General features: G+C 60.1%; 17 protein-coding genes. 6 read left to right on the forward strand and 11 right to left on the reverse strand.

Features of this window, described 5'->3' with window-relative positions; genetic code table 11:
- Positions 1-77: 77 nt before the first annotated feature.
- The 4 genes from NW840_RS04005 to recJ all read right to left on the reverse strand — a co-directional run bounded on the left by NW840_RS04005 (position 78) and on the right by recJ (position 5,404).
- Complete coding sequence (locus NW840_RS04005; protein WP_414342524.1) at positions 78-1,322, reverse strand: hypothetical protein; 1,245 nt, start codon at positions 1,320-1,322, stop codon at positions 78-80.
- 111 nt (positions 1,323-1,433) lie between these two features.
- Positions 1,434-2,045 (reverse strand): RdgB/HAM1 family non-canonical purine NTP pyrophosphatase, encoded by a 612-nt coding sequence (gene rdgB / locus NW840_RS04010; RefSeq protein WP_414342526.1) that lies wholly within the window; start codon positions 2,043-2,045, stop codon positions 1,434-1,436.
- Between the two features lie 58 nt (positions 2,046-2,103).
- Positions 2,104-2,769 (reverse strand): metallophosphoesterase family protein, encoded by a 666-nt coding sequence (locus NW840_RS04015; protein ID WP_414342528.1) that lies wholly within the window; start codon positions 2,767-2,769, stop codon positions 2,104-2,106.
- Positions 2,759-5,404 (reverse strand): single-stranded-DNA-specific exonuclease RecJ, encoded by a 2,646-nt coding sequence (gene recJ, locus NW840_RS04020; RefSeq protein ID WP_414342529.1) that lies wholly within the window; start codon positions 5,402-5,404, stop codon positions 2,759-2,761. Before recJ ends, NW840_RS04015 begins: the two co-directional genes overlap by 11 nt.
- A gap of 111 nt (positions 5,405-5,515) precedes the next feature.
- On the opposite strand from recJ, the gene NW840_RS04025 reads away from it, so the two are divergent.
- Entirely contained in the window at positions 5,516-5,944 is a 429-nt protein-coding gene (locus NW840_RS04025; protein ID WP_414331038.1) for a hypothetical protein, read from the forward strand.
- A 285-nt stretch (positions 5,945-6,229) separates the two neighbouring features.
- Entirely contained in the window at positions 6,230-7,471 is a 1,242-nt protein-coding gene (locus tag NW840_RS04030; protein ID WP_414342531.1) for an SPOR domain-containing protein, read from the forward strand.
- A 312-nt stretch (positions 7,472-7,783) separates the two neighbouring features.
- Here the strand turns inward: NW840_RS04030 and NW840_RS04035 are convergent, their stop codons facing one another.
- The 3 genes from NW840_RS04035 to NW840_RS04045 form a co-directional block, all read right to left on the reverse strand.
- Positions 7,784-8,578: a DsbA family protein gene (locus tag NW840_RS04035; RefSeq protein WP_414342533.1), complete on the reverse strand. Its 795-nt coding sequence runs from the start codon at positions 8,576-8,578 to the stop codon at positions 7,784-7,786.
- A gap of 103 nt (positions 8,579-8,681) precedes the next feature.
- The gene (locus tag NW840_RS04040; RefSeq protein ID WP_011432462.1) at positions 8,682-9,209 is read right to left on the reverse strand and encodes an RNA recognition motif domain-containing protein; all 528 of its coding nucleotides are present in this window, start codon (positions 9,207-9,209) and stop codon (positions 8,682-8,684) included.
- A gap of 253 nt (positions 9,210-9,462) precedes the next feature.
- A complete protein-coding gene (locus NW840_RS04045) occupies positions 9,463-10,830 on the reverse strand; it encodes a glutamate-5-semialdehyde dehydrogenase (protein ID WP_414342535.1) in 1,368 nt (455 codons plus the stop codon).
- Positions 10,831-11,161: 331 nt separating this feature from the next.
- Between NW840_RS04045 and ctpC the strand changes: the two genes are divergently transcribed.
- Together ctpC and argF are read left to right on the forward strand one after the other, a co-directional pair.
- On the forward strand, positions 11,162-12,457 hold the full coding sequence (ctpC, locus tag NW840_RS04050) for a carboxyl-terminal processing protease CtpC (protein ID WP_011432460.1): 1,296 nt from the start codon (positions 11,162-11,164) through the stop codon (positions 12,455-12,457).
- 204 nt (positions 12,458-12,661) lie between these two features.
- Positions 12,662-13,579 carry an ornithine carbamoyltransferase gene (gene argF / locus NW840_RS04055; protein ID WP_414342545.1) on the forward strand — a complete coding sequence of 306 codons (918 nt, stop codon included), beginning with the start codon at positions 12,662-12,664 and terminating at the stop codon, positions 13,577-13,579.
- 120 nt (positions 13,580-13,699) lie between these two features.
- Here argF and NW840_RS04060 read toward each other — a convergent pair whose 3' ends face one another.
- Both NW840_RS04060 and NW840_RS04065 read right to left on the reverse strand, forming a co-directional pair.
- Positions 13,700-14,125: an ExbD/TolR family protein gene (locus NW840_RS04060; RefSeq protein ID WP_414342537.1), complete on the reverse strand. Its 426-nt coding sequence runs from the start codon at positions 14,123-14,125 to the stop codon at positions 13,700-13,702.
- Positions 14,126-14,128: 3 nt separating this feature from the next.
- Positions 14,129-14,821, reverse strand: a complete 693-nt coding sequence (locus NW840_RS04065) for a MotA/TolQ/ExbB proton channel family protein (protein WP_369791770.1) — start codon at positions 14,819-14,821, stop codon at positions 14,129-14,131.
- A 222-nt stretch (positions 14,822-15,043) separates the two neighbouring features.
- On the opposite strand from NW840_RS04065, the gene NW840_RS04070 reads away from it, so the two are divergent.
- Together NW840_RS04070 and NW840_RS04075 are read left to right on the forward strand one after the other, a co-directional pair.
- Positions 15,044-16,897, forward strand: a complete 1,854-nt coding sequence (locus NW840_RS04070) for a S8 family serine peptidase (RefSeq protein WP_414342538.1) — start codon at positions 15,044-15,046, stop codon at positions 16,895-16,897.
- Positions 16,897-17,118, forward strand: a complete 222-nt coding sequence (locus NW840_RS04075) for a hypothetical protein (protein ID WP_414342539.1) — start codon at positions 16,897-16,899, stop codon at positions 17,116-17,118. The genes NW840_RS04070 and NW840_RS04075 overlap by 1 nt, the downstream gene beginning before the upstream one ends.
- Before the next feature lie 457 nt (positions 17,119-17,575).
- Here the strand turns inward: NW840_RS04075 and NW840_RS04080 are convergent, their stop codons facing one another.
- Positions 17,576-18,961, reverse strand: a complete 1,386-nt coding sequence (locus tag NW840_RS04080) for an FGGY-family carbohydrate kinase (protein ID WP_414342541.1) — start codon at positions 18,959-18,961, stop codon at positions 17,576-17,578.
- A 95-nt stretch (positions 18,962-19,056) separates the two neighbouring features.
- The gene (locus NW840_RS04085; protein ID WP_414342543.1) at positions 19,057-19,542 is read right to left on the reverse strand and encodes a 2Fe-2S iron-sulfur cluster-binding protein; all 486 of its coding nucleotides are present in this window, start codon (positions 19,540-19,542) and stop codon (positions 19,057-19,059) included.
- Positions 19,543-19,808 lie beyond the last annotated feature (266 nt).

Raw genomic sequence — 19,808 nt, forward strand, 5'->3', positions numbered from 1 at the left:
TTGCCAAACCGCCTAAAGCTCAGTAAATTCAGCAAAGTTCAGGGTTTTGGGGGTTAGAGGCATGCTCTGCAGGAGGGTTAGCGCAGGTTGAGTTGGGGCTGCAAATTAAAGGAGTGCCCCGGCACCACCACGTAGACGTCGGGGATGTTGGTGGGCTCCAGGCTTTGCAGGGCTAACCCTTCGATGTTGGAGCGCAGGGCGTTGTTGATGGTGGCTTCCAGTTGGGACAAAACCTGCGCCTCGTTGCCCTGAGCGGCCAAGCCAGGAAACTGGCTGTACACGGCGCGCGCCAAGCTGCTGGCCAAGGGGAGCTGGATCAGGGTGAGGTTGGATCCCCCCAGCTGGGGGCCCAAGGTGTTGGCCCGGCCGCGGATGCCCAAAGCTTGGAGGGCATTGGCCGTTTGGCTGACGGGGATGGTGCAAGTATCCATCTTGTAAACGGGCACTGAGGCCATGGTCAGAGCAGAAACGCTGGTCAGTTGCACCACGGTGAAGGAGGCAGTGCCGTTGTAGGCAAAGCAAAAATCGCGAAAGGCTGCGGGCACATTGGCAGCGCGGATGGGGCGCTCATCGTCAAAGCCGCCCGACTCGGCGAAGATGTTGCGGATAGCGAATCCCCCGAAGAAGGCCAGCAGGGCCACCACCAGCAGGATCGTCAGATCGGAGGAGGAGACCCCCCCGCTGGAGCTGCCGCCTCGCCCACCACCGCCATATCCCCCACCGCCAACATAGCTGGAGGTGTAGCCGTAAGCCGCGGAACGGCTGTAGTCACTGCGGTAGCCGGATTCCCCAAGGACTCCGTCCCGCTTACGCGAGCGGCCAGCAAAGGACTCCGTCCCGCTACCGCGAAAGGCAGAGGAACGGGCGGATCCGTCGTAGCCGCGGTTGCTGGAGACAGAACGGCGGGAAACCAGGGCTTGCCCAGGACGCTCACCGGCTCCTCCTGCAGCGGCTTTCTGCCCCCCCTTTTCGCTGTCAACACGAGACCCCTCGTCTCGGCCAGTCTGGGGGGAGCGGTTGGAAGGGCGAGAAGTGGCCCCTTGCGCGGACTCCCTGTAGCTATCCCGCCCATTCTCCAAGGACTCCGTCCCGCTACCGCGAACGTCCAGCCAATCCTCTGCGCCCACAAAGGTTGAGCCCTCTTCCGGCAAAGGGGGTGGGGAACGACGACTTTGCCGCTCCCTTCCTTCACCAGAGTTTGCAACCGAGGAGACCGCGGCTTCCTCACCGGCAGAATCCGGGGAATGGCGGCTGGGATCCCGGCCAGCAGTCCGTTCCGCTGCTGCAATGGGATCTTGATCCTCAAACTCAGAAAAACCCATAGTTCTTCGAGCGCTCCCCTCAGCTGCCAAGGCAAGACGGCTTTCAATTTCACTCCCCCGAAGGGAAGGGACTATTGTATGCTAGCAGCTCCCCAGCCAGGACATCGGATGCTATTCCTGGGATCCAAGCCAGCCCATACGCTTCTCCAGGAGAGGCAACTGCGCTTTCAAGGCGCGCAAGGCTCGGCCTCGGTGGCCGATGGCCTCTTTTTGAGCTGGGCTCATCTCGGCAAAGGTTAGCCCCACTTCGGGCACCCAAAACAGGGGGTCATAGCCAAACCCCCCCTCTCCCCGCGGCTGGGTCAAGATCTCTCCCGAGCATACCCCTTCCACCAGGGCATGCACTACACCTTGGGGATCCACCAGGGCGATGGCGCAGTGAAAGGTGGCTCGGCGATTTGGGATCCCTTCCATTTCCCTGAGCAACCGCTCGATGCGGGCAGCGTCGCTGGGGGCATAGCGAGCCGAGCGGATCCCAGGGACGCCGCCAAGGGCTTCTACCGCTAGGCCGGAATCGTCGGCAATGGCCCACTCCCCCAGAGACTTGGCCACGGCTCTGGCTTTGAGAAGGGCATTTTCGGCAAAGGTGGTGCCGGTTTCTTCCACCTCAATTTCTGAGGGCATGCGGCGCAGCTCCCAAGCAGGGGCATGGGCCTGGAAAAAGGCATTGAACTCGCGCCATTTGCCGGGGCTACTGCTGGCCAAGATCAAAGGACGGGTCATGGAAGGTTCCTACGAGTGGAAATCTGAGGAGGCGGAAGGCTGTCCAAGGGCTTCCTGCCTAATGGATCTCGAGAACCATGTTGTGCAGGGCTGTGTTAATCACCAGGGTGGATCCCCATCGCTCTACCTTGCCCCCATCCCAATGCATGTGTCCGCAGATGTAGTAGCGCGGCTGCAGCTGTTCCAAAAGGGGGCGCAAAGTGGGCGTACAGCGGTGATACCACTTCCCCCCCTCATCCAAAAGGCCCCGCGGCGGAGCATGGGTGAGCAGCAGGTCAATGGGCCGGGGGGGCTGACTGTAGAGGGCGAGCAGCTCCTGCAAATGGGCGGAGGTGAGAGACCAGCTCCAACCACAGGGGGGAGTCCAGGGTACAGCCAAAACCTGTAACCCCAGCCACTCAAAGCAGCAGGACTGGGTGATGGCCCGTCCCCAACGGCCAACCAGCGAATTCAAAACCGAAGCTGCTGGATCGTGGTTGCCAGGTAAAAAGAGCCAGGGTTTGCCCAGGCTCTCCACTGCCGCCAAAAAGGATTGCAGATGAACCACCTCTGCTTGGGCTGCCGGATGAAAGCCCTGGGTGGCCTTGCGGGAAGGTTTGCCGGCCTTGGAACAGAAATCCCCGCAGTTGATGTAAGCATCCACCTCCGGCAGATGGGCAAGGGCCTGCCGGATCAGCCGAGCGCTGCCGTGGTAGTCAGAGCCGAGCAGCAGTTTAATCCCCATGGGCCTCTGCAGCAGAAGAATCCAGGTGGGATCGCTGAAGCAGGGCGGCAACCTGCTGCCAGGAGCTGCTGTACCAAGCTTGCTGGGCTTCCAGTTCTTCGCCGAGGGATCCCGTGGGGCCAAAATCTGGGCAGGCGTACCCCAGGGAGCGTAATCCTGCCACCAACACCGCCGGAGACAGCCACCACTGCTGGGCCAAGCGCAGCAGATCCACCTGGCTGCGGGTTTGCAGGTATTGGCGGAGCTGGCGTTGCAAGCTGGCAGCGGAGGGCAGGGGCACCGCTTGCTGATGGACGGCAATCAACAGCTCGCTGCTGGGGGTGCAACAGAGCAGCCACTTGAGGTGATCCAGAGAAGGGGGCCAGCTCCACAACCAGAGTTGATCATAGCGGTGGCCGGCTTGGGGACGGTCGTAGTGGAGAGTCAGGTACCGCCGTTCGCGATAGCGGGCCGTAGGCCTTGAAGACAAGACCAGCGAGGGGCGGCGGAAGCCGTAGAACAGGATGGTTCCCTGCGCCTGAGGCCAGAGGACAGAAAATCGGTCTACAGCTTGCCAACGCAAAGGCTGGGTGGGCTGGGGGGTGGGGCGCCAGATCAACAGAGGTGAGGGCTCTGTCCCCCTCTGGGAGCCAGTCGAGGGCTTGGAGTTGGGCATGGGAGGAGTGGCATCCAGAGAGGCGGGGGAGATGGGAGACTTGCTCCCATCAGGGGTGCGGGGCGCTGTTTTCTCGAGAGGGGGGTTGCCGGCAGTGGCAGCCTCTTGGGCAGGTCGAATCCCGAGAATTTCCAGCTCCAGTTGGGTTTCTCCCTGCCATGTTTTGGCCTTGAGCGTGTAGGCTACATCAACTCGCTCCGGCAGCGGATGGGTTTCCGCTCCCCGCCAACGGATGGCCCAAAGAGGGCGCTGGGGCTTCGCGTTTGTGATCCCCACCAACGCATCGGTGATGCTGGCCACTCCGCGGTCATCACTGGGGGTTTTGGCGGCTGAGTCGCTCCTGCCCGGACAAGAGGACTCCGTCCGAGTAGCACGTAACCCATGGGAGCGTTGCGTAGGGAGAGCAGGATCCCGGAGCAGCAGCTTCAGGTGGCCGGGAACTGGGCCAAATCGCTGCTGTTGCAGAACCTGCAGGTTGCGGCTGCAGAAGACCGGCTCAGGATTGCCGATACCACAGGGCTGCAGATGCTGCAGCTCTCGATAGAGGTCAAGGGTGAGATCTGACAGCGACACTTCTGCATCGATTTGCACCAGTGGCTGGATCTGCTCCGGCTGCAACTGCTGTTGGGCAAACTGCCGCAACCGTTCTTCAAAAAAAGGCCAGTCTTCTGCTCTCAGGCTAAATCCCCCGGCAGCGGGGTGGCCGCCGTGCTTGGTGAACAGATCCTTGCAAAACTCCAACGCTTGAAACACGTCAAACTCGGGGATCCCCTGCCGCGCCGAGCCACTGATCTCCCCTTGCCGCGACTGGCTGCCGATGAACACCGGACAGCCAAAACGCTCTGCCAACCGCGAGGCCACAATGCCGATCACCCCTTTATGCCATTTCTGCTGAGGGGATCCCAAAATTGTTAACACCCGCTCCTGTTGCAGATCTCGGCCTTGCTGGGCAATTTGCTCGAGGGCTTCTGCCTCGATGCGCCCGCACATCTGCTGTCGTACCTGGTTGAGCCGTTCGCAGCGGCGGGCCAGCTTCTCTGCCTGCTGGGGATCGTCGGTGGTCAGCAACTGGATCCCCATTCTCGCCCGGCCAATTCGCCCAACGGCATTGATGCGCGGCCCCAGGCCAAACCCAATCCACTCAGGCCGCAGCCCCTCCAGGGATCCCTGCATGCCCATCACCTGCAGAAGGGCGCGGATCCCTGCCACCTGGGAGGTGGGCAAGAGGTGCAGCCCCTGCCGCACCCAAAGGCGGTTAACCCCCGTCAGCGGCGCCAGATCGGCAATGGTGCCCACAGTAAACAGTTCCAGGGCCACCCGCTGCAGATGGCCATCACCACGGCGCTCGGCCAGCGCCTGGGCCAGGAGGTAGGCAACTCCCACCCCGGCCATCCCCCGATAGGGAGAAGAAACGGGGAGCTGCTTGGGATTGAGGATGGCATCGGCAAGGGGCAACTGGGGCGGCAAGTCGTGGTGATCCGTCACGATCACTGTCAAGCCCAGAGCTTTGGCCAGTTGGATGGGCTCGTGGGCGGAGATGCCGTTGTCCACGGTGAGAATGAGGCGCACCCCCTCTCGGTGCAGCTCTTGCACCATGCGGCTGTTGAGGCCATAGCCCTCCGTCATGCGGCTGGGGATGCGGTAATGCACTGGAGCGTCCTGCAAAGCCCGCAGCAGCAGGGCCGTGCTGGTCATGCCGTCGGCATCGTAGTCGCCGCAAATGGCGATGGGCTCTTGTCGGCGAATCGCCTCGTCCAGCAAGTCCACCGCCAGGGGCAAATCGGCAAAATCCTGGCTGGGTGGAGGCAGGTGGGCGGGATCCGGCTGCAGGTACTGCCGCACGGCAGCAGGGCTGGAGAGCCCGCGATTGAGTAAGATCTGAGCCAATATGGGCGAGATCCCCACTGCCTCGGCCAAGCTCTGGGCAGTCAACTTGTCCACAGGATGAAACAGCCAGCGTTGAGCAGGGATCCCGGCCATAGGGAAGGGTGGGGCTTGGATGGGGATAGAGGGTAGGCAGTGCTACAGTTGGCATGTGGGCTATCCTTTTGACGTTAACCCAAAACGCTCCTCTGCTCTTCCCTGCTGTCGATGTATTCTCTACTGCTTACCTATGGCCTTAACCCGCTGACAGGCTTAAAGCTGTTGGTCAAGTCCTCTGAGCAGACCTCTCTGTGGACACTGGCCCAGCAGCTTTGGGGCCGCCCCGGATCTCGGCGACGCAGGCCGCGCCTACAAATCTCGTTAGGCCGCTTGGTGCCAGAGCAAACCGAGCACTTGTCCAAGTTGGAAGTGCTGCTGCGTCTGCGGTTTTTCATTGCCCTCGAAGCGGAAACTCCAGAGAGTGCTGCCCACCACTGTCGCGAACGGTTCTTGCTTCCTTCCGGCCAGGGATCCGCCATTCAGCTTGCCCGCTACACAGAGGGCTCGCAGCAGTACAAGACGGAGATCATCCGCTTTGCCCTGGGGGGATCCCGCACCCTTGTGGCGAGGACTCCATCCCGCCGCCGTCGCCTCTGAAACAAACTCCCCGACAAGCCATAGCGATAGAGTCTTGCCGGCCTGTCTATACTGGAGATGCACTAGATCTGTGTTTCTCCCGTGAACCCAACTGGGCTGCATCTTTGCGGTGGCAGTGCGGAGCATTCTATCGGTGGTGGGCGGCATCTGCAAGCCCATCCCTGGCACAGCCTTGCCCAAACTTCGGCTTACGCTAGCTTTGAGTTGTCCTTCCCGCAAGGGGTGAACTGCGAGCTCTGGCACTGTGGGGGATCCCCGCAGGCCCAGGCAAAGACTCCATCCCGGATGCAGAGGTTTGAGTTGCCGCCAATCCCGCCAGAGGAGATGGATCCCATGTGCAACGCCCGTAAGGACTACGGCTGGCCAAAGTGCTCCGCACTCCTGTTGCCAGCGCAACCGGCCCTCTTTGCCGGATCCCTGGCGGCCTTTGCCCTTGTGCTCCACGCCGTTAATGGGAACGTCCTGCCGGCTGCTTTGGCCCTGACCCGTTACCAAGTGCATGTACTGGCGGATGGGGCGGCGGAGTTGGCTCAGGTGCGCACCCAGGTGCCGGATGCCTATTTTGTGCAAGGGGATGGGCAGGTTTTCATTCTGGCGGGGACGTTCATCAACCGTAGCCATGCTCAACGCCGTCAGGCCGACTTGGAACGGCTGGGGTTATCGGTGCGGGTGGTGAGCCGCCAAGAGACGGATCCCCCTCTGCCCCCTGCTTTTCCTGCCCAAGCAGCACCCAGCCGCCCTGCTGCCAGCTCAAAAGCCTCTGTGCCGCCGACGCCAACCGCTCCGCCCTTGGATCCCCAGCGTCCCTTTGCCACCCACGTGCCCAACCCCACCGGTGATCCCCGTTTGGAAGAACGGGTGCGCCGCTTCTTTCCAGGAGCCACTGTGGTGCAGTACCGCGGCCAGGTTGCTTTGCAAACGGGAACCTTCTCCCGCCTGTCGTTGGCCCAGGATCAAGCCCGCTGGCTAACCGCTCAGGGGTTACCGGCAGTGGCGGTGTCGCTGGTAGGAGAAAATGCGGGCCGGGATCCCATCTCCAACCCAGCACAAGGAGAGCGCTATTGGGTGTTGGTGGCGGATCCCACCGGGGAGAAATGGCCTGCGCTAAAACAACTCCTAGAGGGATCCCTGCCCTTGATCTACGATGACCTGCGGGTGGTGCGCACAGGTGGGTTTGCCGACCCTGCTGCTGCCGCCGAGCAGGTGCGTTACTTGGCCGGCCAAGGCTATGAAGCGGGGATCTTCCCCGCCGATCTGCGCCGCTCTCAGCCTCTTTTGCAAGCGGATCCCGTCTCCTCCTCGCCTGCCCAGGCTGTTCCTCCTGGGGAAGAAGGTGGCAGCGGATTTTGGGTGGTGGTGCCGGCTGGGGAAGAGGCCCTACCCAAGCTGCAACAGTTTGCCCCTGATGCCTTCCTGCGGGGCTCAGTGATTCAGGTGGGCACCTACCGGCAACGGGCCAACGCCGAACAGGCGCGGCGCTCTCTGGCCGAAGCAGGGTTCGATGCCCGCATCCTGCCCGTGGAGTAGCCAAGAGCCACTTCCGCCATAAACGCTCTCCTCCTTCCCTGCCGTTGGGGATCCCCATTCGGCCCAAATGGCGACTTGGGTGAGTTTCTGCTTTTGACATACTCCCCACCCTACTGGCTTGTCAAAGCCTACAGCCCGCTTGGGCAATAGAGCGGTTGACTACCCTGCCACTGCCCTGAGCCTACCGTAAAGCCCTCCTCAAGGACGGAGCGTTTGGGCAACTGGGCGAGGCTGGTAAGAAGGATAGGCCAGCCGTTGCACCACCTGTTTGCAATACACCACCTGTTTCAATAGCAGTGCGGAGCATTTTTCCTAGAGGGCTTGCTTAGCCTGCTGCAGCGTCTGCTCGAACACCTCCAGCGGCTGCGCACCGGAGAAGGCAATGCCGTTCAAGATGAAATGGGGAGTGCCACCGATGCCCAGTTGAGAGGCCAGGTCGATATCTCGCTGAATGGCGCGCTCTGCCGCCCGACTGCGCCGATCCCGATTGAATTTTTCTACATTCAAGCCCAGCTTCTCAGCAGTGGCCACATAAAACCCATCCCCAAGCTGGGATTGGTTGGCAAACAGCTCGTCGTGAAACTCCCAGAACTTACCTTGACGTTGGGCGGCCCAAGCAGCCCGGGCAGCCGACATCGCTTCTGGGTGGATGCTGGTCAAAGGCAGGTGCTTGTACACCAAGGTCACCTCATCCCCGTGGTCGGCCATGAACTGCTTGAGGGTGCTGTGGGCGCGGGCGCAGAAGGGGCATTGAAAATCGGAGAACTCCACCAACACTAACCGCAGAGCGTCGGATCCCAGTCGAGGGGAATCTCCGATGACGGCGCGTGGGTTCTCCCGCAGTTGACGGCCAAATTCTTCCGCCAGCCGCTGCTGTTGTTGCTGCTGCTCCTGGTACTGTCGCTGCTGGTATTCCTGTACGGCCTCCAGAATCACCTGGGGGTTCTTTCGAATGATCTGCAGCACCTGCTCTTCCAAATCTGCCGGGGCAGCCGCCGCCGCTGGTAGGAAAACCGGAGCTCCACTTCCCACTCCCAGCAGAACCATCAGCCCGAACAAAAGTCCAGCCCGGGCCAAGCTCCGCCCCCAAGCGCGAAAAATGCTCACCAGCCTATGCATCCCAACCCCCCTCTCAAACATGCCTAGAGCCGTCGCAACTCACCCAGCCTACCGTCAGATCCCAACAGTGTCTATCACTCGTTCGGGGGGGTTAGGAATTGGTGACCTGCAGAAGCTGCTCCTTGATCCGCTGCAACTGGCTGGCCCAGCGGGGATCCGGCTCAGAGGCTGCCTCACTTTCGGCGACGACGGTGGAGCGCCCACCCTTATTGCCGCGCTGGCGTTGCTTTTTGCTGGGGGCAGGGTTTTCTGCCGACTCTTTAGAGCCCTTGGCCTCAGAATCTCTGGACGCTCTGGAATCTTTGGAACCTCTGGACTCTTTGGATGAAGGCTCAGAGGTCGCTGTTTTGGATTCGCCTTCTTCCCCTCGGTCGCGCGGCTGGGCGAGCTCAATGCGCAAGTTGACATCCCCAAAGCTGTGGCCGTTGAACTTTTCGATGTACTGCTGCGCCTGCTCTTCGGTGTTCACCGTTACAAAGCCGAAGCCGCGGCATTTGCCTGTCTTCCGATCCCGAATCACTTTGGTGGAAATGACCTCACCGGCAGAGCGAAAGAGCTTCTCCAGTGCCTGACGATCCACCTCTTCCGGCAGATTTCCAACATACAGACGCACAGGCATGATCCAGCGAAGCTCCTAATCGAAATAACAAAAGGCCAAAATGCAAAGCGCTACATCTAGGGCGCTCAAGCCCATAACATCAAACCCGGAACCCGGTAGTCCATTGTCACACCATAGCGCGCCGCAAAGCGCAACCCTTGGCAATCACGAAGCTATTTTTTAATTTACCTCAACCTGGAGCCGCGAAGACGAGGAGAACGGTTTTTGTGAACGACTGCTTTGTACAGCCGGTTTGTACAGCCGGCTTTTGCAGCTAAGCTAAGCCGGTGTTGTTCAGGCGATCCCGATGTTGAAAAGGTCGCGCCTGGGGGCCCGTGTAGTCGGCTACAAGATGTCCTTGCCCTCGCAGTTGGTAGCGGTAGGTCACCAAGCCTTCTAAGCCCACCGGGCCGCGCGGCGGCAGTTTTTGGGTGCTGATGCCCACTTCTGCCCCAAAGCCGTAGCGAAACCCGTCGGCAAAGCGGGTGGAAGCGTTGTGAAAGACCCCCGCTGCATCTACTTCATCCAAAAATCGCCGGGCAGCAGCGGCATCCTCGGTTACAATCGCTTCGGTATGGCGGGATCCGTACTGCTGGATGTGGGCAATGGCCTCGTCAAGGGAGCCCACCACTTTAATAGAGAGGATCAAATCGGCATACTCGGTGCTCCAGTCGTCCTCGGTGGCCGGGATCAGATCGGGCACCAGCTCGCGGCAGAGGGGATCCCCCCGCAATTCCACCCCCTTTTCCCGCAGGGCCTTGACCGCCAGAGGCAAAAAGTGGGGGGCTATGGCCTCGTGAACCAGCAGAGTCTCGATGGCATTGCAGGCAGCGGGGTACTGGGCTTTGCTGTCCACCGTCAGCTTGATTGCCATGTCCACGTTCGCTGCCCGATCCACGTACAGGTGACACAGGCCATCGGCATGGCCCAATACCGGGATGCGGGTATTCTCCAGGATGTAGCGGACAAAGCTGCTGGAGCCGCGGGGGATGATCAGGTCTACCAGCCCCTCCAGTTGCAGTAGGGCCTTGACCTCGGCGCGGCTGGTGAGCAACTGCAGGGATCCCTGGGGAAACTCTGGGATCTGCTGCAGGCCCGCCTGGATGGCCGCCATCAAGGCTTGACAGGAGAGCAAAGCTTCGGATCCCCCCTTGAGCAAGACGCTATTGCCGGTTTTCACCGCCAGGGCGGCAATTTGCACCAGAGCATCGGGCCGCGACTCGAAGATCACCCCCAGGACCCCCAAAGGGTAGGTGCGCCGTTCCAAGATCAGCCCCTCGTCCAGTTCCCGGATCAGCAAAGCTCGGCCCACCGGATCCCCCAGCCGGATCACCTGCCGCACTCCGGCCACCATATCTGCCAGTTTGTGGGCGTCCAGCTTCAGGCGAGCATAGGCAGATGCCGACAACTCCCCGGCTTTCACCATCTCTGCTGCCCGCTCCAAGTCCGCCCGGTTGGCGGCCAAGATAGGCTCTTGGTGCTCCACCAAGGCAGTGGCCATGGCCTCTAGAGCGGCATTCTTAATGGCAGTGGGCAAGGTGGCCGTGTGTTGGGCAGCAGCGCGGGCCAACTGCACTTGGGACAGCAGCGGGCGCTCTGAGGCAGATGCAAGCGAGCTGGGGCAATCGGTGGCAAGGGACATAGAGTCAGAAAGGGGGCAAAGTGCCCATTTGGAAGAAAAGGGTTGCGATGATAGGTTGTAACAAAGTTGTGTTGAACTGTGATCCTAGAAGCACCCCCGGCAGGGATCCCTATGCTAGGTTGGGCACAGTCGGTTGGGGTTATCTGTAGCCTACCAAAATCCGGATCCCACTTGCTGCGGCAGGGGAGCCCTTCATCGCTCTCGATGCTTCTAAGCTGAAGTTCGCATAGGGGAAGACCCTTGCTCGAAACCCAGTTCCCTGACAATTAGAGATCCACCTCTGGAGATCCACCTCGTCAACCTTGACTTTTAGCGCCTTCCAGGAGAGCCAATGAGAAAGCGTGGGTTTGTGGTCAGTGCAACGGCTGCAGTGATGACAGCGGTATCGCTGGTCGGCGTGCAGCTATCCATGCCGGGTTGGGCGGGGTTTCGCCGGGATCCCAAAGAGGTGGTGGACGAGGTTTGGCAAATTGTCAATCGGGAATATGTGGATCCGTCTTTTAATTCCCTGGATTGGGAAGCGGTGCGGCGGGATCTGCTCAGCCGAGAGTATGCCACCCGAGAAGATGCCTACGCGGCTATCCGGGAAGCCCTGAAGAAACTGAACGATCCCTACACCCGCTTTCTGGATCCGGATCAGTTTGCCAGCATGCAAATCGATACATCCGGTGAGCTGACCGGGGTGGGGATCACGCTGGGCATGGATCAGGAGACAAACGAGCTGGTGGTGATCTCCCCCATTGAAGGGTCTCCTGCCGACCGGGCTGGGATCAAATCCAAAGACGTGATCGTGCGCATCGACGACAAGTCCACCGAAGGCATGGACACCAACGCTGCAGTCAACCTCATTCGGGGCGAGCCGGGTACGCGGGTGCGGCTGACCATTCGCCGCGAGGGGGAAGGGCTGAAGGTGTTCGATTTGGTGCGGGAAAGAATTGAGCTGGCCACCGTGCGCTACGAGGTTCACGAGGAAAACGGCCTGCCCATTGGCTATATCCGGATTACCCAGTTTTCCGGCAACGCCGCCGAGAAGATGCGCCAAGCCATTCGCGAGCTGGAAAAACAAGGGGTAGCCGCCTACGTTCTGGATTTGCGCGCCAACCCAGGGGGCCTGCTCTACTCCAGCGCCGAGATTGCCCGCATGTGGATTAACCGGGGCAGCATTGTCTCGACGGTGAACCGCCAAGGGGAGCAGGATCGCCTGACGGCCAACAACACGGCCCTTACCGATAAACCTTTGGCCGTTTTGGTGGATGGTGGCTCGGCCAGCGCCAGCGAGATTCTGTCGGGGGCTCTGCAGGATAACCGTCGCGCCGTGATTGTCGGCACGCAAACTTTCGGCAAGGGCCTGGTGCAGTCGGTGCATCCCCTGTCCGATGGATCTGGGCTGGCGGTAACCATTGCCCGTTATCGCACTCCCAACGGTAACGACATCGACCACAAGGGCATTACCCCCGACATTTTGGTGGAATTGTCCGAGGAAGATCTGAAGCGGCTCAGCCAGAACCGAGAATTGGTGGCCACCCCAGCCGACCCACAGTATGCTGCTGCCATCCAGGCTCTGCAGGCTCAGATCTCTGCCCGTCGGCAACAGGCCCAGGAGGTCATTCGTTCCTCTTCACGTTAGCCGGTGTTGGGGGCGGTTTTGATGGGTCTCAGATCTGGCACTCCTGAGACTGGGGTTAAGCCGAGGCCCAAGCTATTTAAGACTATTAAGACTCTTCTCATTCGAGTTATTCGAGGAGTGTTGACCAGCGCCGGGCTGGGGATGCTTTTATTGTTTCTGTAGGTGGCGCGTAGCACAATGGCGGGGTCGAAGATCGCGGGATCCATAAACTTGGCCGGACGGGATCTGCTCAAGCTCAGCGACCTAACCCCGGCAGAGCTGTCGGCCCTGCTAGCCCAGGCGGCTGAATTAAAGCGGGATCCCTATCGGGTGGAGCTACGGGGTCGGGTGTTGGGGCTGTTGTTTCAGAAAGCTTCTACCCGCACCCGCGCCAGTTTTACGGCAGCCATGGCCCAATGCGGAGGCAGCACCCTGGATCTGGTGCCGACGGTGATGCAGGTGAGCCGCGGCGAGCCCCTGCAGGATACGGCCCGCGTCCTCTCCCGCTACCTGGATGTGATTGCCATTCGCACCTACGACCAGAAGGAGCTGGAAACCTTTGCCGAGTATGCCGATATTCCGGTGATCAACGCCCTCACCGATCAGTTTCACCCCTGTCAGGTGTTGGCCGATCTGCTCACCATTCAGGAGAACTTTGGCCAACTGGCGGGACTGACCCTGGCCTATTGCGGCGATGGCAACAACGTTGCCCACTCCCTGCTGCTGGGCTGTGCCATGAGCGGGATCCACATCCGCGTCGCCACCCCCCCCGGTTACGAGCCGGATGCGGCAGTGGTGGAGCAAGCCCGCACTCTGGCCCAGGGATCCCAGGTGTTGGTGCTGCAGGATCCCCAGGAAGCCGTCTCTGGATCCCAGGTGGTCTATACCGACGTGTGGGCCAGCATGGGTCAAGAAGCTGAGGCCGAGGCCCGCAAGGCCACCTTTCTGCCCTACCAGGTCAATGCCGAGCTGCTGCAACGGGCGGATCCGCAAGCCATTGTGCTGCACTGCCTGCCGGCCCACCGGGAAGAGGAAATCACCACTGAAGTATTGGAGGGATCCCAGTCCCGCGTGTGGGATCAGGCGGAAAATCGCCTACATGTGCAAAAGGCGCTGCTGGTTCAGCTGCTGGGCCCAGGATAACAGCCTTTGGGGAGCCAGAGAGGGGCGTAGCGAACAGCTTTGCGGTCGTTGAGGATGGCCTCGTCGTGTTCCTCTGTCTCGTCAGGACTTGGTCCGAGGCCCAAATTAGCCCAGACCTAGCTACCGGCTATTGGCAGGACGGCGGGCGGCAATTGCCAGGCTGACATTGGGCACCCGCTGCAGAGTATCCATCACCTCCACCACCTTGCCGTGGGAGAGGGCCAAATCGGCGTTGATCACCACCAAGCGCCGCCCTTCAGCCGGCTTCTCGGCCAGGATGCGTTCCACTGCCGGGATCAGGGCAGAAATATCGGCAATTTTCTCCTGATTGACGGCAATCTGTCCTTCCGCCGTCACGCTCACCGTTACATCCGGCTGCAGACGAACTTCGGCTGTAGTGGCATCCGGCAGGTTGACATCCAGAGCCTCGGAGCGGGTGAGCACCAGGCTGGCGATCACGAAAAACACCAGGATCGAGAAGATGACATCGATCAGGGGCACGATGTTGATCTCGCCAGCTCGGAAGTTCTCTTCGGGGATGCGCATAGGTTAGGAGGGCTCAAGCGAGGAGTAGGGGGGAAGGGTGGAGCTGCCACTGGGGCTAGATTGGGTGTAGGAATACTGGGAAAGCTGTTGGGCCTGCATCTCTTGCCGCTGCCGATGCAGCAGCTCCAGCATGCCGCCGTACTCTTGGATCTTAGAGAGTTGCCGCAGGTACAAAGAGCGGAAGACGTTGGAAATCAACAGGGTGGGAATAGCCACAATCAGTCCAAAGGCCGTCGAGTACAAGGCTTCGGCGATCCCCCGACCTACCCCCTGGGTATCGGTGCCGCCGATATCCCCCAGTTGAATGGAGCTGAGGATCTGGATGATGCCGGTGACGGTGCCCAACAAGCCCAAGAAGGGGGCAACGGTGATTACGGTGTCGAAGACAGTGTTGAAGCGCTTCAGCAGAGGCACTTCTGCCGCCAGGGCCGTTTCCAGAGCCAGCTTAAAATCTTCCGGGCTGGCCTCGTTCAGCTCCAACCCGGCCAAAAAGATGCGGGCAATCGGCAGATCGGCATTTTGCTCCAGCAAATACTGGGCAGCGCGTGGGTTGCGGCGGTACTGGCTCAGGGCTTGCTGCACCACCTCCTCCTGCCGATGGGTGATCTTCCACCAAAACAGCACCCGCTCAATGCAACAGGCCACCGAGAAGACCGAGAACGTCAACAGGGGGATGGAGTAATACCAACCCTGGATCATGAGCTGCAAGACTCTATCCATCGATCCCGATTCCCCCCTTCTGGCGGCAGTTTACGCTCATCTTGTCATAGCACTTTCTCGGCAGGCCTGGGATCCCTTCTTGCGCGGCGAAGGTTGCACCTTTTGGCAATTTTGCCCCCATGCCGGATCTCATCTCGTCAATTGTCAATCCAGAGGGCATACTGGTTGCAACAATTTTGGATCCCGAGGGCGTGAATTATGAAATTCAGACGCTGGTTGGGTCTTTGCTGCGCCGGCTTGATGGCCTTGCTGTTGACGGCTTGCGGCAAGGGATCCGCCCCCTACGACAGCATCGTGGTCAATTTTGTAAACACGGCCACCCCCAGTCAGATTGCTGCTATCGCTAAAGAGTATCACTTGACGCTCCGCCCCAGCAGCGACAGCGCTTTTGCCCGCCAAGAAGCGATCTACCTGTTTGACGTGGATGCCGACCACCTGGGATCCACGCGGCGGCTGGTTAAGCGGCTCACCGACGAAGCCTTGATCGAGTATGCTCACCCCAACTATCAATTCCAGGCGGCTTTCGTGCCCAATGACCGCCTCTATCCCCAGCAATGGAATCTCAGGGCCATCCGCATGCCGGAAGCCTGGGACATCTCCCAAGGGGAAGGGGTGACGGTAGCCGTGGTGGACACAGGAGTAACACGAGTTCCCGACCTGGCCCAAACCCAATTTGTTAAGGGCTACGACTTTGTGGATGACGATGAGGATCCGGAAGACCTCAACGGCCACGGCACCCATGTGGCGGGAACCATCGCCCAATCCACCAACAATGTCTTGGGTGTAGCCGGCATCGCCTTCAAGGCCAAGATCATGCCGGTGCGGGTGTTGGATGCCAATGGCTTTGGATCCCTGTCGGATGTGGTGGAAGGGATCCGCTATGCTGCCGACCACGGGGCTACGATCATCAACCTCAGCCTGGGTAGCCGCGCTTCTGCCCAACTGATGGAGGAGGCGGTGGCCTATGCCCACAGCAAGGGGGTGACGGTGATCGCAGCCGCCGGCAACGAAAACTCCAACCAGGTGAGCTACCCGGCCCGCTACCCGCATGTGATCGCTGTCTCGGCCACGGGGCCCAACGGGGAGAAAGCCCCCTACTCCAACTATGGGGTGGGGGTGGACATCTCTGCTCCCGGCGGAGCCAAAACGCCTGATCACCCCGAGTACGGCATTCTGCAGCAAACCATCAACCGTCGTAACCCCAACGAGCCGGTCTTTGCCTACTTCCAAGGCACCAGCATGGCCACTCCCCACGTAGCCGGTGTGGCAGCCCTGATCCAGGCTCAGGGCATCAAAGACCCGGACAAGGTGGAAGAAGTGCTGAAAATGTCGGCTACCCCGGTGCCCGGCGACAAACAGAACTTCTACGGGGCCGGTCGTTTGGATGCAGCCAAGGCGCTGGCCAGGGCCACAGGGCAACAGGAGGAAAACCCCTTGGTGCTCTGGTTGAAGGACTTCCTGCAGTACCTGAACAACAATGGCTACCTCAACCCACGCTTCTGGTTCGATGGTGGCCCGATTGCTCTGGTGCCGAAGCTGCTGATGGTGGTGGGCGGCTACATTATCCTGGTGCTGATCCGCTGGTGGCTGGCTCCCAAGCGGCTGCTGCAGACGGTGCCTTTGCTGGCTGGGATGCTTTTGGGCAGTGCCGGTCTTTTCCCCTTGCAGGGGTTGGCGATTGTCGGTGGCCCCCGTTGGCCCTTCCAATTGGCGGGTAGCTCCCTGCCGGAGTTGGGCACCGCCTTTGCCCAGACCAATGCCTTGAACCCCCTATTTGCCAGCGTGTTGATCCCAGGCCTGTTGATGTTGCTGCTCCTGGGCCATCGGCGCTGGCGCTGGGCGGTGATTGGCTTGTGCATTGGCATGGCCTCGCATCTGCTCTTGTCCGGATCCCTGTTTTATGAGGGGGTGCTATGGCTTGGATCCTCTGCTTGGTTGGGTCGCTCCTTCTTGCTCTTCAATGGCTTACTCTGCCTGGGCCTGGCCTACTTGGGAGCGCAAGCGGCTACGGAATCTCAATCCACGGCAACTGGGCTGGCGCTGAGGCAGTGATGCAAGAGTACAGCGGTACCATCCAGTTCCTGGATATCGAAGGGGGAGTGTGGGTGCTGACGCTGCCTTCCGGCGAGCACTATGCCCTTTTCCGTGCCCCCAAAGAGCTCTTGCAAGAGGGACTAGAGGTCACCATCCAGGGACAGATCAGAGAAGACATGGTGACGGTGGCTCAGGTAGGGCCGGTTTTAGAAGTCAAGAGCTTCCAGCGGCAGCCCTAGCTTGGCTTGCGGCTCCGGCCATACCAATCGGGGATCCCCAAGCGGGGATCCCTGCTTTTCGATGTCAGAATGCTTTTACAGTCGCTTCAAACAAGATTGAGACACCTCGCTGCCGACCCTCACCCCTAGCTTCTCTTTAGTTAGGAGAGAAGGAAAGTTAGGAAGCAATGCAACGAAAATATTTCATTTCCGTTTAAAAAGAATCTCGTTTCCACGGCTGAGCATTCACGAAGCTCAAAAAACGTAGGTAGGCAGCTGTATCCCGTGACCGCTTAATACTTACATAGTCATAAGTCTGTAGCCTGAACAACTGGGAAACCATCATCGCTGTTTTAGAGGGGAAACCTACTGGCGAAAGCGGGACGGGATCCTTTGCGGCAAGGGCTGTTGTGGAACCAGTAACAAGAATCCTCACCCTACCGCTACGGGGAAGCAAGCCAGTAGAGCAGGGAACATGTCAAAGCAGGTTGCTCAGGCGGCTGTGAAAGACCGAGTAGATCTCTGCGTAAGACTTCACCCACTCTGGATCCGGTTGAACATAGCGTTCTACCTGTACCAATCGATCGGCAGCCTGTTGGACAGAGCAGCACCAATAGGCAGAAGCGGCCAAGATGGCTGCCCCCACAGCCGGCTCCGGGTGTTTCACCACAGCCAAGGGACGAGCAAGGATGCTGGCGCGTAGGCGCAACCAGAGAGGGCTTTTGCTGCCTCCACCGGTGGTGAAAATCGGGCTCTGCTCTGGCACTGGGATCCCTTGAGCGGCCAACGTTTCCAGCCCCAGCCGCTCCACCATCGCTACCCCCTCCAACAAAGCAGCGTAAAAACGGGGGGATCCCTCTTCTGCCTCCGGCAAGAACCCGGCGAACCGGGGATCGACAATGGGAAAACGCTCTCCCGGCTGACAAAGGGGATAGCTGACCAGCCCGGTGGGCAGATAAGCCTGAGCTTGCTGATCCAGCATTTGCAGGTTGCCGTCGGGGAAGTAATGAGGCAAAACTCCGCCTCCACAAAAAGAGGCGGCCCCCGGCCACCAAACCATTCGTTCGCGACAGCGGTGCGGAGCACTGTCCGGGTGCAAATGGGAATAGATGCTTGGGGTTTGTATGGGATCCGGACTGTTGGCCTTAAAAATAAGGGTTGTGCCCAAGCTGGTGGAAACCTGCCCCAAGCGAATAGCCCCTGCCGCCAGTTGCCCGGCACAGCCATCGGTGATCCCTGCCGCGATCAGCACTTCCGGCCCCAACCCCCAGTCTGCTCGCACCGTTCCTAAAACCGTTCCCGGCGGTACCACCTCGGGGAAATGCTTGGGGTTTAGGCCCTGCCGCGCCAACCACTCCTGAGGCCAGGTGTAGGCCTCCAGGTCGAAACCGCTCTTGAGGGCATGGGTGTGATCGGTCACCTGCCTGCGCCCCCCCAGTTGGCTCAGCAAAAAGTCCGCCGGATGGGCCAAGTAGCTGTCTCGATACTGATCAGGATAGGCTTCCGCCCACCACAGCCAACGGCTGAGACCCCAACTGGCAGGGATCCCCAATTGCTTGGCCTGAGCCTGGCCCCGCGGGTCGGAATACAGCCACGCCTGTTCCAACGGCATGCCTCGACCATCCACCGGCAGAATGGTGCCGGAAGTGCTGCAAGCACTCAGAGCTGCAATGGAATACTGCTCCCCCAGTTGCGCGGTCAGTTGTCCCAAAAGGGCTTTCAGGGTTCGCAACCAGCGGCCCGGATTGGTCTCTGGGGGATCCCACTGGCGCTCGCTTTTGGCCACCACCTCCCCCTGCTCTGAGAGGGCCACCACCCGCATCCCAGAAGTGCCCAGATCGATCCCAAGAAACACAGGGGGCATAGGAATACTCACCTGAGAATGCTTTGTTTATATACGGGGTGGCCAAGTGGCCTCAAAAAGGGGCCCAAACTGGCTCAAAAGATGGGATCAAAATCTCAAAACTCCTGGCTGCTCCGAGCCAGTGCTTCTTGGATATCCAGATCCAGCCCTCTCACCGATTCCAGCACCGAGCGGGTGATCAGCTTGCCCTCCTGCACCAAAACCGCGCCGGTTACAGGGTGCAAAAGTGGCTGCTCCGCTCGCCGACCGATCAACGCCTCGATATACTGAAAAGCATGGATGTACATCCCGGCAGGCAATTCCACCACCACCCCTTCCCCCAGCACCCGCGCTTGGCAGGCCAAGCGAGAGTTAGGCTTGCAGGTGGTGATCACCTCCAGGGTGCGCTGCTCCCGCTTGCTCACCGGAGACAAAGACTCCATCCCTTCCTTAACGTACACATGGCAGGTGGCACAGAGGCCGCGCCCGCCGCACTCTTTCAACACATTCAGCTCTTCCTGCAACAGTACCGAGAGCAAATTGCTGTTGGTGGCGATTTCAGACACTTGGGCAATGGGATCCAACCGCACACGCTTGACCATAGTCCGCACTTTTTGGGCTACTGGATGCTAAAAAAGCTAGCATCTTTCACCAATGCAGATTGCCGGAACAGGGCAGTTCTACCTAAGCATGCAGGAAAATCCCCCATGCGCCATTCAGGTCTCGGTGCATACGAATGCCCTCTGAGCCTTCTCGGCACTCCAACTATAGGTCTTGCTGGTGTAGGCTTCAGAAACTTGACCAAAAGGCGCGGCAAGCCCCGTCCTTCAGGGCGGGGAAGGATAGCGCCGACCGTAGCCGACGCCCT

Source organism: Synechococcus sp. R5-13, from assembly GCF_047462015.1.
GTDB lineage: Bacteria > Cyanobacteriota > Cyanobacteriia > Thermostichales > Thermostichaceae > Thermostichus.